This is a genomic window from Flavobacterium sp. B183 (genome assembly GCF_023539155.1).
Taxonomy (GTDB): Bacteria; Bacteroidota; Bacteroidia; order Flavobacteriales; family Flavobacteriaceae; genus Flavobacterium; species Flavobacterium tructae.
Map to the genome: position 1 here is coordinate 171174 of NZ_CP097434.1, position 17945 is coordinate 189118.

12 protein-coding genes and 2 tRNA genes are annotated in these 17945 nt (G+C 37.6%); 8 read left to right on the forward strand and 6 right to left on the reverse strand.

All coding sequences use genetic code 11. The features are described from left to right. Positions 1–35 precede the first annotated feature (35 nt). The gene (gene trxB / locus M4I44_RS00835; protein WP_249966256.1) at positions 36–983 is read right to left on the reverse strand and encodes a thioredoxin-disulfide reductase; all 948 of its coding nucleotides are present in this window, start codon (positions 981–983) and stop codon (positions 36–38) included. A gap of 326 nt (positions 984–1309) precedes the next feature. On the opposite strand from trxB, the gene M4I44_RS00840 reads away from it, so the two are divergent. After that, positions 1310–3199 carry a prolyl oligopeptidase family serine peptidase gene (locus tag M4I44_RS00840; protein ID WP_249966257.1) on the forward strand — a complete coding sequence of 630 codons (1890 nt, stop codon included), beginning with the start codon at positions 1310–1312 and terminating at the stop codon, positions 3197–3199. Between the two features lie 64 nt (positions 3200–3263). On the opposite strand, the gene M4I44_RS00845 is transcribed toward M4I44_RS00840, so the two are convergent. The 3 genes from M4I44_RS00845 to M4I44_RS00855 all read right to left on the reverse strand — a co-directional run bounded on the left by M4I44_RS00845 (position 3264) and on the right by M4I44_RS00855 (position 4836). Further along, entirely contained in the window at positions 3264–4205 is a 942-nt protein-coding gene (locus tag M4I44_RS00845; RefSeq protein ID WP_249966258.1) for a pentapeptide repeat-containing protein, read from the reverse strand. A 440-nt stretch (positions 4206–4645) separates the two neighbouring features. Then, a tRNA-Pro gene (locus M4I44_RS00850) sits at positions 4646–4704 on the reverse strand. 57 nt (positions 4705–4761) lie between these two features. Next, positions 4762–4836, reverse strand: a tRNA-Pro gene (locus M4I44_RS00855). Between the two features lie 608 nt (positions 4837–5444). Between M4I44_RS00855 and M4I44_RS00860 the strand changes: the two genes are divergently transcribed. The 6 genes from M4I44_RS00860 to M4I44_RS00885 all read left to right on the forward strand — a co-directional run bounded on the left by M4I44_RS00860 (position 5445) and on the right by M4I44_RS00885 (position 10750). Continuing rightward, complete coding sequence (locus M4I44_RS00860) at positions 5445–6212, forward strand: ParA family protein (protein ID WP_017494829.1); 768 nt, start codon at positions 5445–5447, stop codon at positions 6210–6212. A 5-nt stretch (positions 6213–6217) separates the two neighbouring features. Next, positions 6218–7120, forward strand: coding sequence for a ParB/RepB/Spo0J family partition protein (locus tag M4I44_RS00865; RefSeq protein WP_017494830.1), 903 nt, complete (start codon positions 6218–6220; stop codon positions 7118–7120). Then, on the forward strand, positions 7120–7680 hold the full coding sequence (locus tag M4I44_RS00870) for a DUF5683 domain-containing protein (RefSeq protein WP_051041425.1): 561 nt from the start codon (positions 7120–7122) through the stop codon (positions 7678–7680). The genes M4I44_RS00865 and M4I44_RS00870 overlap by 1 nt, the downstream gene beginning before the upstream one ends. Before the next feature lie 40 nt (positions 7681–7720). Continuing rightward, on the forward strand, positions 7721–8422 hold the full coding sequence (dapB, locus tag M4I44_RS00875; protein WP_017494832.1) for a 4-hydroxy-tetrahydrodipicolinate reductase: 702 nt from the start codon (positions 7721–7723) through the stop codon (positions 8420–8422). Positions 8423–8488: 66 nt separating this feature from the next. Beyond that, positions 8489–10042: a signal peptidase I gene (gene lepB / locus M4I44_RS00880; RefSeq protein ID WP_070907763.1), complete on the forward strand. Its 1554-nt coding sequence runs from the start codon at positions 8489–8491 to the stop codon at positions 10040–10042. A gap of 90 nt (positions 10043–10132) precedes the next feature. Continuing rightward, the gene (locus M4I44_RS00885) at positions 10133–10750 is read left to right on the forward strand and encodes a WbqC family protein (protein ID WP_249966259.1); all 618 of its coding nucleotides are present in this window, start codon (positions 10133–10135) and stop codon (positions 10748–10750) included. Between the two features lie 154 nt (positions 10751–10904). Here M4I44_RS00885 and M4I44_RS00890 read toward each other — a convergent pair whose 3' ends face one another. Then, on the reverse strand, positions 10905–12215 hold the full coding sequence (locus M4I44_RS00890; RefSeq protein WP_017494835.1) for a S28 family serine protease: 1311 nt from the start codon (positions 12213–12215) through the stop codon (positions 10905–10907). A 178-nt stretch (positions 12216–12393) separates the two neighbouring features. Between M4I44_RS00890 and M4I44_RS00895 the strand changes: the two genes are divergently transcribed. Continuing rightward, positions 12394–13614 (forward strand): Xaa-Pro peptidase family protein, encoded by a 1221-nt coding sequence (locus tag M4I44_RS00895; protein ID WP_249966260.1) that lies wholly within the window; start codon positions 12394–12396, stop codon positions 13612–13614. A 76-nt stretch (positions 13615–13690) separates the two neighbouring features. Here the strand turns inward: M4I44_RS00895 and M4I44_RS00900 are convergent, their stop codons facing one another. After that, complete coding sequence (locus tag M4I44_RS00900) at positions 13691–17539, reverse strand: M43 family zinc metalloprotease (protein ID WP_249966261.1); 3849 nt, start codon at positions 17537–17539, stop codon at positions 13691–13693. Positions 17540–17945 lie beyond the last annotated feature (406 nt).

The following is a 17945-nucleotide window of genomic DNA, read 5'->3' on the forward strand; positions in this document are numbered from 1 at the left end:
GAACCTCAGAACCTTAGCTCCTTAGAACCTTCTCACTACTCTTTCGCAGCAAGATATCTCTCAGCATCCAAAGCAGCCATACATCCTGTACCTGCAGCAGTAATAGCCTGACGGTATACGTGATCGGCAGCATCTCCGGCTACGAAAACACCTTCTACATTTGTTTTAGAAGTTCCCGGAACATTTACAATATAACCGGTTTCATCAAGTGTGATGTAATCTGCAAAAATATCTGTATTTGGTTTGTGACCAATGGCAACAAAAAATCCGGTTGCCGGAATGTCGAAAACTTCACCAGTCGTTTTGTTTTTTGCTTTTATTGCATGTACCACATTATCATCCCCTAAAACTTCAACGGTATCGTGGTTCATTAAAATTTCGATATTTTCAGTTTTACGAACGCGCTCTTCCATAATTTTTGAAGCTCTGAATTTCTCACTTCTTACCAACATCGTTACTTTTTTACAAAGTTTAGAAAGGTAATGTGCTTCTTCACAAGCTGAATCTCCAGCCCCTACAATAACCACTTCCTGATTACGGTAGAAGAATCCATCACAAACAGCACAAGCAGAAACTCCTCCACCCATTTGTAAATAATGCTGCTCTGAAGGCAATCCTAAATATTTAGCCGAAGCTCCTGTAGAAATAATAACAGTCTCACAGTGTAATTCGATCGTATCGTTAATCCAAACTTTATGAATGTCTCCCGAAAAATCAACTTTAGTAGCCCATCCATCGCGGATATCAGCACCAAAACGTTTTGCTTGTTCTTGTAATTGAATCATCATTTCCGGTCCGGTAACTCCATCCACATAACCCGGGAAATTTTCTACTTCATTCGTTGTAGTCAATTGACCCCCTGGCTGCATTCCCTGATATAAAACCGGATTCATATTTGCTCTGGCAGCATAAATAGCAGCAGTGTAACCCGCCGGACCTGAACCAATAATAAGGCATTTAATTTTTTCGATTGTATCTGACATAATATGATTGTATTATTAATTAATGGTCACAAAAATAAGTTTTTATTGTTGGAAAACGGAACAGATTAAATCAGTTTTAACTATTTCTCAATAGAGGCTTTAACCTCCGAAGGGAAATTAAAAATGGAAACAGAATACTCCTGCTTTAAAAAGCCAGCTTCTAATTACAGAAGACTTTTTCCTTTTGACTATATTTGACCTTTAATAGTGCTCATTTTCAAAAACTTAACCATTCTATTTCAACACCTTAACAAACATCAAACCAATCTATTCTATCTTAAATCCTCATAAAATGTACCGTTAATACAAAATTATACCTTCAGGATATGACAACAAAAGAAAAGCTAATATGTCTAGTGCTGTTTATTTTTCAACTGATGCAGGCACAATCTTCGAAATCTGAAGAGATACGCTTTCTGGATTTCACTCCTATTATTGACGGAAAGCTAGATGACAAGCTGATAAGTCTTCAGAAAAAGGAATTCAACCATTTTTTTCAGTTTGACAATCCTGCAGTCACGCCCACTAAAGTAAATTATCTGTTGGGATATACCGCAACACATCTTTATTTGTATATCGAAGCTAAAGCAGATAGTATTACTTATCGCGATAGAGGTTTTATCAATGGTGACGGCTTTAAATTACTTCTGGCAAAACGTCAAAATGACTCACTTACAGACGAATACTATGACATTGCTTTCTCCCCTTCTAAAGACAAAAAATACTGGGCCCGAAAACGAATCTGGGACTACAACCGAAACCAGAGCCATGGTAAAAAATTAAGTCGTGAAACCCGATATGAAGAAATCTCCGATAATGGCAAATGCGGTTTTGAGGTATTATTGGCATGGAAAGACGTATACCCTTATCATCCCTGGTTTTCTAACCCATTAGGATATAATCTGTATTTCGCAAAAGCCATACCAAACAACGCTGCAAATGGCTACTCGGTTGTTAAGGATGAAGGAATCTGGGATGAAGAAATTCCGAAAAGGAATTTCATGCCAATCGCTTTTGAAAAACCTAAAAAGGTCAATCAATCCATTATAACAGCTCAACCGACCAAAAGAAATTTTCAGGCTGATGAACCTCTGCAATTAAACCTAATAACAATAGCAAAAACAGCTCTGAATAAAACCATTGATGTTACTATCCAAAATGATTCTTCCAAAATATTTCCTGATAAAAAAATAAAGGTCAGTTTTAAGAACAAACTACAGCATAAATTAGCCTCCTTTGACTCTCATAATCTAAAATCGGGTCATTATAATTTTCTCATTCGTTCAGCCTCTGATACAATTGCACAATACGATTTTGTCATTTTCCCTAAGTTTAACTTCGACAGCATTCGTTCACAAATTACCAGAAATCCATACCATTTACAGCAAGGTACTGTAAATACCCTGTTGTTTAAAACAAACGAAGTCCAACAGCATTTCAACAATTTGAAATCCTACGAAAACGGAAAAAATGTATTGAAAGAATATCTCCAATTTGAAACGGAATTGAATTCCTTTTTAAAAGGCAGTGATCCTTACAAAGGAATTGTAAAACCTTATCGAAGAGCCTTCCAATCAAAATACGATACTACATTTCAGCCCTATACCCTAAAATTACCTCAAGATTACAACCCTGAAAAAAAATACCCGCTACTGGTTTTTCTTCATGGCAGCGGACAAGATGAACAAACCGTCTTGAACCAGGCCAGAAGCAGCGGTAATTTTATTGAGATTGCTCCGTTTGCCAGAGATAGGTATAATTGTTATGATTCTGAAAGTTCGCAAAATGATATTATTGAAGCCATTGAAGATGTACTGCTACATTTTTCAGGTGATAAAAATAAAATCGTTATTGCCGGATTTTCGATGGGTGGTTACGGTGCTTTACGAACCTTTTATCAGCATCCTGAACTTTATAAAGGAGTAGCCGTATTTGCAGGCCATCCTGATTTGGCAAACGAGTGGCTGGGTGCAGGACATCCTAATTTTTTGGAGGATCAATTTCTGGTTTCTTTTTCAAAAACTCCCGTATTTGTTTATCATGGAAAAAAAGATGGAGCTTTACCCGTATCGGTCGCAGAAGAATTAATACAAAAACTAAAATCGAATGGAATTCCTGTCATCGGAAGAATAATTGAAGACAAAACCCACGAATACCCTGACGCAGAAACCAATAAAATCTACTTTGAATGGCTGACTAAAATCACAGAAAAGTAGTTACTGAAATTTACACAAAATCCGTAAAGCTTCAATGAACTTTACGGATTTTAAAATTTTTAAACTAGATCGTTGTTACCTTCGACAAATCGACTCCAACACCTTTGAGTGCTGCATAGGTTAATTTGTCCATCACCGCTCCGTCAAAACAGATGGTTTGAAGTGTCTTGTAATATCGGTTTGTCAATGCAAATGTCGGACGGAACGAAACATTTCTAAAAACTGCTCCCTTAAACGAAACTTTATTCAATGCCGCATTAGAGAAGTTCACATCCATAAAAATATGTCCGTCAAGACAAAGCCCCGACAAATCTGAATATTTAAAATCAACCCCATTAAAGATGCAATCTATAAAGGTTATTTTTCGAAGATCGGCTCTGGTTAGCTTTACATCAACCAGCTCTGTATCCATAAACTTTACTCCGCTTAATTCTGAAGCACTGAATTCGGTGCGCACAAGAGTCGCCTTGATGAAACTGGTATTGGAAAGATCAAGTGCAGAAAAAGTACAATCTGTCAGATTCGTTCCGGTAAAATTAGCTTCACGCACATCACTACCCTTAAATACACTGCCGGTTAGATCGGCATTCGAAAAGTCACTGTCACGCAAATCACTTCCAACAAATTTTCTATTGACCAGACTAACTCCCGCTAAGTCTGTTTTTGCAAGAGCACTTCCGCTAAAATTTATCAACAATGGCCGTTCCGGTCTGTCAAAAGCATCCATTTCTTTAGATCCTTTTTGTTCCTGTACGTTAGTATCATTAATTACCTTAGAAATTGACGTACTTTCAGAAGATTGAAGATTTTCTGAAAAATAATTAAGATCTACGTTTAAAATTTCTGCAAGTCGGTCTAAAGTAGCAATATCCGGAAAGGATTCTCCACGTTCCCATTTCCCTACTGCCTGCGGACTGATAAATAAAAGTTGAGCAAGTTGCGCCTGAGACATGTTTTGCTCTTTTCGTGCTTTGGCAATCTTGTTGCCGATTTTGTTAGCTTTCATAAATACTATCTTTTGTGATACCGCAAAATTAGTTTGACCTATTCTCTGAAGCCTCAAAAATACCGCTCCTTATAGTTGTAATCACGCTACTTATAGTTGTATTTCGCAACTACCGGTAGCCGGTAACAAATTTAAAGACTATACTCACCAAACAAACTGTAATGTTTCAAAAAAGTAAGAAGTAATTAAAGATTTTTTTTTGTCCTGATAAAAAGCACACTAGACATAAAAGCGTTTGAATATTTTCTACACTAAAACAAATCGGGTAAAAAACAAAAGAATCTTTTCAAAGGACCGAAAAGACTTTTGTCGGGGTGCCCCGATTTGAACCTGCGGCCTTCCCGATTCCTATCGGGACGCGATAACAGTTCTAGCTATAGGATTTCAGTTTAAAGCAAAAAAAAAGTCTTTCCAAAAAATGAAAAGACTTTTGTTGGGGTGGCAGGATTCGAACCTGCGGCCTTCCCGATTCCAATCGGGACGCGATAACAATTCAGCTATAGGATTTCAGTTTAAAGCAAAAAAAAAGTCTTTCCAAAAAATGAAAAGACTTTTGTCGGGGTGGCAGGATTCGAACCTGCGGCCTCCTGCTCCCAAAGCAGGCGCGATAACCGGGCTACGCTACACCCCGTAAGCGGGTGCAAAGATAGAACTATTTTTTACTTATCCAACAACAATTTTAAAAATATCCGTTTTTTTATTTTCAAAATAACTTCAAAATATAGAATATCAAACACTTCACTTTTCAATTAGCACAAAAAAAAATAAATATCCCCTCAGATTAAAATATTACAACGATTCAGTCCTTTACATACACTTCATTTTAACACATAGTATCGTAAGTTCTGAACTTATTTAATGAAGGGATTTCACTTTATTTAAATACATCTCCCCTCCAATGCGAAAGAAATTTTTTCGCATTGCATTTTGTTTGGAGGTGCTATCCTTTTATTTTTCACAACCCGCCTTGTAAAAGATTTGAAAAAGAAAAATGAGCAGTAAAATTTACACCCACTTTTAATTCCCTTTTTCTGACTAAAGTAAGATTTTGTTCTTTTTAGACTAAAAGAAATCGAAAAATAGAACGAAATTTCGTTCCTGTTTTTTCATTATCGTTAAAATCAATTCCAGAAAACACGCACCATACAACGATTAACCGAAGATTCACAAATGTTAACAAAATAGATTTTCAGAAACCATAAATAATTGTATTTTTACGGTTCAAAATTCAGAAAATAAATGGGCAAAATCATTGCGATTGCTAATCAAAAAGGAGGCGTTGGAAAGACTACAACATCTGTAAATCTTGCAGCCTCATTAGGTGTTTTAGAAAAGAAAGTATTGTTGATCGATGCTGATCCACAAGCCAATGCTACATCTGGCCTTGGGATTGACGTAGAATCAGTTGAAGCCGGAACTTATCAAATCCTGGAACACAGTATAACACCAAAAGAAGCTGTTTTAAAATGTACATCTCCAAATGTCGATGTAATACCTGCACACATTGACCTTGTTGCCATCGAAATCGAATTGGTTGACAAAGAAAACAGAGAGTACATGCTTAAAAAAGCGTTAGAAAGCGTAAGAGACGAATATGACTTTATCATTATCGACTGTGCGCCTTCTCTAGGTTTATTAACCCTGAATGCTTTAACAGCTGCTGATTCTGTGGTTATCCCAATCCAATGCGAATATTTTGCACTTGAAGGATTAGGAAAATTATTGAACACCATAAAAAGTATTCAAAAAATACACAACCCGGATCTTGACATCGAAGGATTGTTACTAACCATGTACGATTCAAGATTACGTTTGTCTAATCAGGTTGTAGAAGAAGTTCAAAAACACTTTAATGATATGGTTTTTGATACCGTTATTCAACGAAATGTTAAACTGAGCGAGGCACCAAGTTTTGGAGAAAGCATCATTAATTATGACGCAACCAGTAAAGGAGCCGTTAATTACATTAATTTAGCTCAGGAGATTATAAAGAAAAACAGCAAATAGTTTTTATGACAAAAGCAATTAAAAAACAAGCCTTAGGAAGAGGATTATCAGCGTTATTAAAAGATCCGGAAAACGACATTACATCAGTAGAAGACAAAAATGCTGACAAGGTTGTTGGAAATATCATTGAGCTTGAAATAAGTGCTATCGAAATAAATCCGTTTCAGCCCCGAAGCAATTTTAATGAAGAATCGTTACGCGAATTAGCCACCTCTATTAAAGAACTTGGTGTAATTCAACCTATTACTGTTCGTAAATTAGATTTCAACAAATATCAGCTAATCTCAGGAGAGCGTCGTTTACGTGCTTCGACCATAGTAGGCTTAACACATGTTCCTGCCTATATTCGTATTGCCAATGACAACGAATCATTGGTTATGGCTTTGGTTGAGAACATCCAGCGTCATGACTTAGATCCGATTGAAATTGCACTTTCCTATCAACGTCTGATTGACGAAATTCAACTGACACAGGAGCAAATGAGTGAGCGCGTTGGAAAAAAACGCTCTACAATTGCCAATTATTTACGTCTTTTAAAACTGGATCCGATCATTCAAACAGGTATCCGTGACGGTTTTATCAGTATGGGACACGGTAGAGCAATCATTAATATTGAAGACTTAGACATTCAGACTGATATCTACCAAAAAATAGTAAGTCAGAATTTATCTGTCCGTGAAACTGAGACTCTGGTAAAAAACTATCACGAAAGTTTAAAACCAAAAGTAGAAGGAAAACCTAAAGCAGAATCTTCTTTTGTGGTTAGAGAAACACAAAAAAACACTTTCAACGATTATTTTGGTTCGAAAGTTGATATAAAAGTCGCCGGCACGGGTAAAGGAAAAATCACCATTCCATTTGATTCTGAAGCCGACTTTAACAGAATAATAAAATTAATAAACGGATAGTGAATAAAATTGTCCCCATAAGTCTATTGTTCTTTCTCATAGGAACCGTTTCTCTTTTTGCTCAGGTAAAAAAAGACACGGTTTTGGTTGTTAAAGACACTAGCAAATTACAGGAAATCGATCCTCTTACACCTGCAAAAGCAGCATTCTACTCGGCAATTTTACCGGGTTTAGGTCAGGCATACAATAAAAAGTACTGGAAAATCCCTTTGGTCTACGGAGCGATTGGTACGAGTTTATACTTCTATCTTGACAACAACAAAAAATACCACGATTATCGCGAAGCTTACAAACGAAGACTGGAAGGCTACAATGACGATAAATATAAATTTCTGGACGACAGCAGACTTATTGCCGGTCAGAAATTTTATCAGCGAAACAGAGATTTATCACTATTATTTGTCGTTGGTTTTTATGCCTTAAACATTATCGACGCCAATGTTGACGCTGCACTGATTCAGTTTAACGTAAACGAAAGATTATCATTGCGCCCGGAAATTTACCCTGACGCTGTAACTTTCAAACCAAATGTTGGACTAACTTTTAATTACCACTTTTAAATAACTCCGGTTACTTGAATTTTTAAAAAAAATACACGAAATGAAAATTGCGCTTTTAGGATACGGAAAAATGGGTAAAGTAATCGAGCGAATTGCTTTGGAAAGAGGTCATGAAATTGTTTTGAAAAAAGACGAATTCAGTACTTACGACGGACTTTCAACAGCCGATGTCGCGATCGATTTCAGCGTCCCTACTGCTGCCGTTGACAATATCTCCAATTGCTTTCATGCTAATGTACCTGTGGTTTCAGGAACTACAGGATGGCTAGAACACTATGACGAAATGATATCGCTTTGCAACGAAAAGAAGGGTGCTTTTATTTCGAGCTCTAACTTTAGTTTAGGGGTTAATATTTTCTTCGAACTGAACGAATACTTAGCTAAAATCATGTCTCAACTGGATTCGTATAAAGTTACGATGGAAGAAATTCATCATACACAAAAACTGGATGCCCCTAGCGGTACGGCAATTTCTTTAGCCAAAGGAGTTATCGAAAACAGCCAATACACCAATTGGACTCTGGACGAAGCAAAAAACAACGAAATTCATATTGAAGCTAAAAGAATAGGCGAAGTACCAGGAACTCATACTGTAACTTACGACTCCCCTGTAGACAGCATCGAATTAAAACACACTGCACACAACCGCGAAGGGTTTGCTCTTGGAGCGGTAATCGCAGCAGAGTGGCTTGCCGGAAAAACGGGAATCTATTCTATGAAAGACGTATTAAATTTAAAATAAACAGTTAGGAAGGTTTAGGTAAAATTTCAAATTAAGTCCCGAACCTAAAACTTTAAATAAAATATTATGACACTATATCTTTGGTTTGTATTTTTCTTAGCCGTTCAGGTTATTCATTTTATCGGAACCTGGAAATTATATCAGGCTGCCGGAAGAAAAAGCTGGGAAGCTGCGATTCCGGTATACAATTCAATCGTTTTAATGAAAATAATCAGCCGTCCTACCTGGTGGACTTTATTGCTTTTCATTCCTATTATTAACCTGATTATGTTTCCGGTAGTTTGGGTGGAGACTTTAAGAACGTTTGGCAAAAAAACAACTTTAGATACTCTTTTAGGAATTTTCACTTTAGGTTTCTACATCTATTATGTTAGCTACACTCAAAAATTAGTATACAACGCTGACAGAAAATTAACTTCTGAAAATAAAGCAGGTGACACCCTGAGTTCTTTACTTTTTGCCGTTATCGTAGCAACATTGGTACATACTTATTTAGTACAGCCTTATACAATTCCTACTTCTTCTTTAGAAAAATCTTTATTGATTGGGGATTTTCTGTTTGTAAGTAAAGTAAATTACGGTCCAAGAGTCCCTATGACTACGGTTGCATTACCAATGGTACATGACTCTATTCCGTTTGTAAAACAAAGATCCTATTTGAAATGGCCACAATTACCTTATTTCAGATTACCTGCTTTAGAAAAAATAAAACGAACTGATATTGTCGTTTTCAACTGGCCGGTAGACACAGTTCACTATTTTTATGAACCAAAAGGAAGACCGGGGGTTATCAAACCAATTGATAAAAAATCAAATTACGTAAAAAGATGCGTAGGTATTCCGGGAGACAGCTTATCGATTAAAGACGGATTTGTTTTCATTAACGGAAAAAAATTAGTTTTACCGGAAAGAGCAAAACCTCAATATTCTTATTCGGTAGCCATAGACCCAAAAATCCCTATTGATTTTGAATCTTTAGTAAGAGAACTTGACATTACAGACGGAGCAGGATTTAAAAGCGAAAAAAGAGACACTCTTTATTTCAGAGCTTTGACTGAGGCAAGTGCAGAACGTCTGAAAAATACTCCTGGTATTACTGCCGTTACAAGAGAAATTGACCACGGAAATGACAACGCTATTTTCCCGCACATCAACAAATGGAATCAGGATAATTTTGGTCCGATTTATATTCCGGAAGCAGGGAAAACAGTTGCTTTAACCAATGAATCATTACCATTTTACAAAGACATTATCACCACTTATGAAGGAAATACTTTGCAGCTGGATGGCTCTAAATTCTTAATCAACGGTAAACCTGCTACAACCTATACTTTTAAGCAGAATTACTATTGGATGATGGGAGACAACCGTCACAACTCTGAAGATAGCCGCTACTGGGGTTACGTTCCGGAAAATCACATTGTAGGGAAACCGGTTTTCATCTGGATGAGCTGGGATACTAACGGTAAAGGAATCAACAAAATTCGTTGGAGCAGAGTTTTCACAACTGTTGATGGTGAAGGACAACCACAATCTTACTTTAAGTATTTCTTGTTTATTCTTGCAGCCTATTTCGTTGGAGAATATTTCTGGAAAAAAAGAAAACAAAACAAAGCATAAATAAAAAAAGTTATTTTTGTTTCAGGTTTCAAGTTTCAGGTTCACTCACAACCTGAAACTTGAAACCTGAAACTTTTAAAGCAATTAAAGATGAACTCTCTTTTACTTCCTACTTATTTTCCATCGATCAGCCACTTTGCAGTTATGGCACAATCTGAAAATATTACTTTTGAAATGGAAGATAATTTTCAGAAACAAACCAACAGAAACCGTACCTACATCTATAGCCCGAACGGAATTCAGTTACTAAATATACCGGTTAAACATTCGAAATCAGGTCATCAGAAAACAAAAGATGTTATCATCGAGAATGAATTTGACTGGCAAAAACAGCATTTCAAATCATTGGAAGCTGCCTACAGAAGTTCTCCTTTTTTTGAGTTCTTTGAAGATGATATTCGTCCTGTTTTTGAAAAGCAGCACACTTTTTTAATGGATTTGAATCTGGAAGTTCTGGACATCACCACTAAATGTCTGCGCATGAAATTAGAATTCAGCAAAACCACCGAGTATTTTCATGAGGTAGAAAATATCTCCGATTTCAGGATTTTGGCTAACGGAAAAAAAGACCTTAATTCATTTGAAAAATACACTCAGGTTTTTGACGATAAACATGGTTTTATCAACAATTTAAGTGTTTTGGATTTACTTTTTAATGAGGGTAAATTTGCTATGGATTATTTGAAAACACAAAAACTACTGGTTTAAAGGTTAACCGCAAAGCGCGCAAGGTTTTACGCAAAGTTCGCAGAGTTTATTATCATAGCTTTGCGAACTTTGCGTTTATATAAAATCTGACAATTAAAAATCCTAGCGCACTTTGCGGTTAAACTATCCAGAGAACCTGAATCCCCTTTTCTTTTTAATTTATTTCGGCCTTATCGTTAAGTGCTTTTAAGTCAAGCCATCTTGATAATGTTTCCATGATTCGCTTCTTATCACTCTCCGGAAAATCCTTCACTCTTGTAGTGTGACTCCCCCCGGGAAGAACCATTTTTAATGCATCTAATTTGGAATCAGGTGTTGGAGCGCACGAGTACCAGGTGTCGTAACCACCATAGATGTACAAAATTTTGCTGCCTTTATTTTCTACATATTTTCGTACGTCTCTAATGTATTTCGGATTGTATTTTATAGCCACTCCTTTAGGTGCAAATCGATCATTGGAAGTACTTTTTACCACTTGAAGCAAATCAGCAACCGGAGAAAAATCAAAACCATAGTACCCCAATTCTTTTAAATGTTGATAATAGGACGGCAAATAATGAAAATACATCTTATCGTTATAAGTTCTTACGCCTGAAACCTCATCCAAATAGGCAAACAGCTCTTTCGGGCTCGCTGTTACTGACGGAATGGCCTCGCATTTTCCTCCCCATTGCCAAAAAGAAAAAGGAAATTCTAAAACTGCATATTCTAATGCTTCAGCGAAAGGAACTTCGGCAAAAGTCATTTTCTTTTCTTCTGCATATTGTTTAAACTCCTTTAAAACGGCTTCTCTATTTTCTAAAACTGCTCTCTGAAAGGCTGTAATTTTAGCCCTGCATTCTGCTGTGCCCACTGTTTTAGTATGCTCTACCGTTCGGGGATCTTCCTGAGTATTAATTAACGGTGCCACATAAGGCATTGCCACATCAACATCATCCGGATATTTTGATTTGTAAATCAAAGCTGTTTCACCACCTTTACTTATTCCGGTCGAAATCCATTTTCCCGTATACAACTGCTTCAGTTTTGTTACAAGATTGTGGTAATCGGCGATAGCCTGATCGTTTGTTAAATATTCCCATGGAAGTGGTTCCGGTCGCGACTTTCCATAAAAGCGATATTCGACTGCAATCTGATTAGCGTTTAACAGTTTACTCACCTCACTTTTGATATTATTGGTATTGTAACCATGAGTTTCAATAACCATTGGGTTATTAAAATTCAAATGTGAGAGGTAAACATAATGCTTGAAAGTTCCTTTTTGCGGATTTTTGTGATCTAAAGGTTCGTCTAAAATCAATTGATATGACTCTGCATAACCTTCCAAATTTTCTATCGTTGTGATTTCGGCTTTTGGAAACAATACCGTGAGCTTCTGGTACAAATCTGATTTATTCTGCGCTGACACAAAATACGAACTCAGAACAACACACAGTAGCAATACTAAACGCTGTATACTTTTCATTTTTTAAGTTTTAATTGATCTTTAAAAATACAGGCATTACAACCCAAAATCCAATAGTATATTACCCTTAAATTATTCTATTTTATCTACTTTAAGTTAAAATACCACTATCCCAAAATATTGGCTTATTTTTAATCCAGAAAAACAACAAAAAACTATTAACCTTAAAACAACAAATATGACCATTGGAGTTGGCGGATCTAACGCAATTGCAGAATTAGAAAAAATACAAAACATGACCCTGAATGTAAAACCCATTCAGCCGGAGGAATATCAAATGCGCATTCAGAAAGCGGTATCGCTTATGAAAACAGCAGGTTTTAAATCGTTATTCGTGAACGCAGGAACCAATTTATACTATTTTACCGGAACCAAATGGAATCCCTCTGAAAGAATGGTTGGAGCCTTATTGTTTGAAGACGGCAGCCTGGAATATATTGTTCCAAAATTTGAGGAAGGTACTTTTAGAAAATTCATGCAAATTGAAGGGCATTTAAATTGCTGGGAAGAACACGAATCGCCATCTGTTTTATTTGGAAAGATCCTGGAGACCAAAGGCATAAACAACGGTAAAATTGCACTGGACGAATCTGCCGGATATTTTTTAGTTGATGCTATCGTAAAAGCCAATCCAAATTACGAATTCGAAAATTCTCAACCGGTTACAACTGGCTGTCGTATTCAGAAATCAGCAAATGAAATTGCGATCATCCAACAAGCTAAAGAAATTACGATGATGGTTCAACGTGCCGCTGCACGTATTTTGTATCCGGGTATAAAAGCCGAAACGGTTGTCGATTTTATCAATCAGGCACATATCAAAGCGGGAATTGCTTCAGGTTCTTACTTTTGTATTGTGTTGTTTGCCGATGATTCTCAATATCCTCATGGGGTTACTACTCCTCAGGATTTAAAAGATAACGATGTTGTACTTATTGATACAGGCTGTCGTTTGGAAGGTTACCTGTCTGATATCACCAGAACTTATGTGTACGGAACTCCAACAGAAGCACACATCAAAATCTGGAATTTAGAAAAGGCTGCACAAAAAGCTGCTTTTGATACCGCACAATTAGGAGCAACCTGCGGTTCGGTCGATGATGCCGCACGTAAAGTAATTGCAGCAGGCGGTTTGAGTGCCGATTACGAATTGCCTGGATTACCTCATCGCGTGGGTCACGGGACAGGATTAGATATTCACGAACATCCGTATTTGGTAAGAGGTAATACTACTGTTCTGCAAGAAGGAATGGTAGTAAGCAACGAACCTATGCTTTGCATCCCGGGTCAATTCGGGATTCGTCATGAAGATCATTTTTACATGACCGCCGAAGGCCCAAAATGGTTCACTACTCCAATGCACAGTATTGATAATCCGTTTGGTATTGGCATTAATTAAGCTGTATTTAATTTTAAAAAGCATAAAAAAAGGGAAACAATATCGTTTCCCTTTTCTTCTTTACAAACCAAATTATTTATTTAACCAATAACTTTTTAGTATCTGTGAAGCTTCCATCTGTAGCTACCACTATATAAACTCCTTTTCTAAGACGGTTTACCGGATAAGAAAGTGTGTTTTTTACAATGTCAATAACATTTCCTGTACTGTCGTAGATGGTGATTTTAGTATCCGCCAGGTTTAAATTAGCGAAATTGAAATTAACCACATCCGACGCCGGATTAGGATACATCGTAAATGATTTTGTAAAATCAGTCTGATCTGCTCCTGCACTTCCATTTTGTAAATCGATGGTCAACGGAGCGCTCCAGTTACTTGCATCAGTTGCATTTTTAGCTCTAACTCTAAACTGATAAACGGTTTGCGTACCTTGTTTCGGAACCCATAAATAATAGGTTGTGGAAGTTCCGAAAGTGGTCCAGCCTGTAGTAGCATTATTCAACTGCACTTCATAACTTGTTGCATTTGCCACTGTATTCCATGAAGCATAAAATCCGGATGAATACACTCCTGAATTCCCAATATTGGTTGGTGTCGGCAAAGTTGTCGGATTAGGTGCTGTACCTGCAACGACTGTATAATCTTCGACATCACCATCACCAATGTTTCCACAAGCTGACGGGTTCGAATAATATTTCATTACAATACGCATTCTGGTCGTTCCGGTAAACGCAATCGGTGTAAAACTGCCTGTCGCTGTTCCGGTAGAAGAAATTCCGTCAATCACTTTTTCAGAAGCATCGAAAACATTGTTTTTATTGTAATCGATCCACACTCCCCAATATTCTAAATAAGATCCTCCTGAGAAACCTGCTGCCAGACTTACACTTGTTGCTGTTCCCGGAGTTACGGTCACGGTTTTAGAAGTAAGATTGGCATAGCCGCCTGCATCTTTACCGGATGTATTGGTGAAACTTCCAATAGTTACTGAATTGATGTATTCGTAATTATTATTCCCCTGAGCAGTACAGTACGCTGAGCCTGCCGTAAGAGTGGCTGTAACCTCATTAGAATAAGCGGAGTAAATGCTGTTTGCTTTTGCACGTACTCTGTATTTATAAGTACTTCCGGCTGTCAAACCTGTGTTGGTATAAGTAACTGCTGTACTTGCTAATGTTGTGATCTCGGCAAAAACATTATCTGCTCCCGCTCTTTCTACCACAATGTTTGTCGCATTAGTTGCGTTGTTCACCCATGTCAATTGTGCTTGTAAACTGGTGTTGTTTACTGTAGCTGCAAGACTTGTAGGCGCCAAAACGGTTACAGGTGCCTGAGTTCCGGCCTGAATGGATTCGTTTGGCTTCGTATTGTAAGCATAGTCCAAAACGGAATAACCAACTCCACCCGCTTCTACTTTAACATGCATCCAGCCATAACATGTACGCCCTCTGCTTTTATATTCAAAACCGATATAACCTGTTTGATTGTCCCAGGCTGTATAACTTGCCGTTCTTAAATCTAACTGATCCGGATATGCCGCTCCAGGGGTTACAAAATTACTTGAAGCACCAATTGTAGTTCCCTCTGTAATTAAACTAATGTTACGTGTACCTGCAGGTCCTACCAGTCTTTTACCATAAGTTTCTACTTTTAAAGCGGCAGCGGCAAACTGCCATGCTCCATACTCTGTATTATCTCCAATTCCTAAATCAAAATACTGCCAGGTTTGGGCCGACGAAGCAACATAATCAGGATTGTTTACATAGAAAACTCCGTAAGGCGCATCAAATTTCAAATTGATTGTTTTTGATGACATATCAAGAGTTGCAATTCCGCCAGTGATTGCAGCATCTTTAAAGGTAATCGTCACAGCAGCATCATTTGCAGGTAGATGTGCGGTTGCTTTTCCGGTAAAGGAAACCACAACTTTATTATTTCCCTGAAGCGTCAATACAGCGGTTAATCCTGAAGGAACTCCTGTAATCGTATAATCAGTTCCGGCTGTTAAAGTTCCTGTGCTTTTTGTAAAAGTTCCATTGTTAGTAGATAACGAAATTGTACTGGTCGTAGTAACACCACCATCATTTGCCTCTGCCTCGTACAGTATACTTTCTGATAGAACAACGGCCGTTTTGTTAGTCACACCGGTATAAATAGGTGCATTGGGTTGTGTATTATAGGCATATTCAGAAATGGTGTAACCGTCTCCATTTGCCGCAACACTTATTTTGAACCAGCCATAACAAGGTAATCCATCGATTTTGTATTCAAAACCTACATATCCGGATTTTCCATCCCAAGCGGTATAACTCGCTGTTCTTAAATCTAATTGATTTGGGTATGCTCCCGGAGCGGTCATATTACTTGTCGGACCAACTGCGGTGTTTTGTGCTAATAAGGTAATGTTTCGGCTGCCACTCTCACAAGTTAATCTTTTGCCATAAGTTTCAATTTTTAGCGCATTGGCCGCATAACGCCAACCTCCGAATGAAGTGTCGTCTCCTTTTGCAATATCAAAAAACTTCCAGACTAAATTTGAGGAGATGTTAATATCCGGCATGTCTACAAAGAAGATTCCATAAGGATCCGTAAATCTTAAATTATAAAACAAAGCAGTACAAGACAATCCTGTGGTTCCTCCTGTAAATGCCGCAGGTAAGAATGTTATTCCGGCAGTTGTATTTTGCGCTGCCGCGTGATTTGTCGCTTTTCCTGAAAGTGTTACTGTCACCTGACCATTTGAATTTACAGTAACAACTGGTGTGATTCCGGCTGGAAAAGTATGTGTAAAATGGGTTCCGGCTGACAAAGTTCCTGAACTTAGTGCAAAAGTTTTTCCTCCGCTTAAAGTTACCACTGAGGCTGTATCAAAAGATCCATCATTGATAATGGCTTCTTTAAAAGTAGTTCCGGTTGCCACTAAACTGCTTTCAGTCGTGTTTACTCCGGTATCAATTAAGTTTTGAGGCTGCCAGAGTGTGATCCTTGCCGGATGCTGTAAAGCTGCCAACATTCTATCAATCTGACCTTGGGTGTACATTTTGTAACAGCCTTGTGCGCCATTGTACCCCATGTAGTTTTCTATATTTACTTTATCTCCTGTACAATTGGTTCCCGGTGTACAAGCCAAGGTGTGCTGACCGTCTTCCGCAGGGGTGTCGGCAACTTCATCTGTGCCGGAGCATCCTCCTTCGAAAGTATGAATAAGGTTTAAGAAATGTCCGAATTCATGTGTAAGGGTTGCTGAAAATTCTTTGCTGTAGGAGTTGTCGTAAAGATAAGCTCCATTAAAAACGACACGTGCTGTATTATTGGCCGTCATACCAGAATCAGGATACCATGCAACTCCTGAATTGTTAAAAACTCCTTCGTTATACAAATCGTTCTGAATATAAACGTTCATATATTTTTTATTGTCCCAGGCATCGGCAGCAATCTGATCATCGTAGCCACCGCCATTTCCGTAACCGTTTTTAGCTGCATGGAAAACAACTCCTGTCGTACATCCGCCATTAGGATCTTTTTTTGCCAGTTTAAATTCGATGTTTAATGTTCCTCTTCTTGCTTGAAAAAAGGGCTCAACTGTTTGGTAGTCGGCATTCCTGCCATTGAAATCGTCATTTAGTTGAGCCAAATGATTGACAATTTTTTCATAGGTAATGGTTTTTCCGCTTTGAACGTCTCCATAAATATGGAAAACCACGGGGATAACATAAGTAGGTGTTGCTGCTGTTTTTGAAGTTTTGCTTTTACGCTGGAGGGCAAATGTTTTGGTAAAGGCTTCAAAATCTTTTTTTTCCTGAAGTGATTTGGGGCTATTCCGATACACTTTGGCGTTTTCTTCTGTCGTCCGGCAAGGAAGTCCCTGCGCGCTCATTTTCCCTATCGAAAAAACGAGCATTAATACTAGTAGTTTTGTTTTCATTTTTTTTGGGTTAATTTGTTGCCACCAAATTTACCAGCATAGCTTCTATTTTACTGATACTATGTTATTTAAAAATAATATATAATTAACAACTTTTTAACTTTAAAAAAACACATAATTAAAAAATAAACCAAATAAATCAAGCATTCACGAACAAAATGGGTTATTTTTTAAACAAAACAAAACCGAGACTTCGACTTCGCTCAGTCGGACAATGTAATTCAATAAGTAAGACCTGACCTTCACTCAGTCTGACAATGGGATTCAATAAACACTTCGGCTTCGCTCAGTCGGACAATGTAATTCAATAAGTAAGACCTGACCTTCACTCAGTCTGACAATGAGATTCAATAAACACTTCGACTTCGCTCAATCGGACAATGTAATTCAATAAGTAAGACCTGAC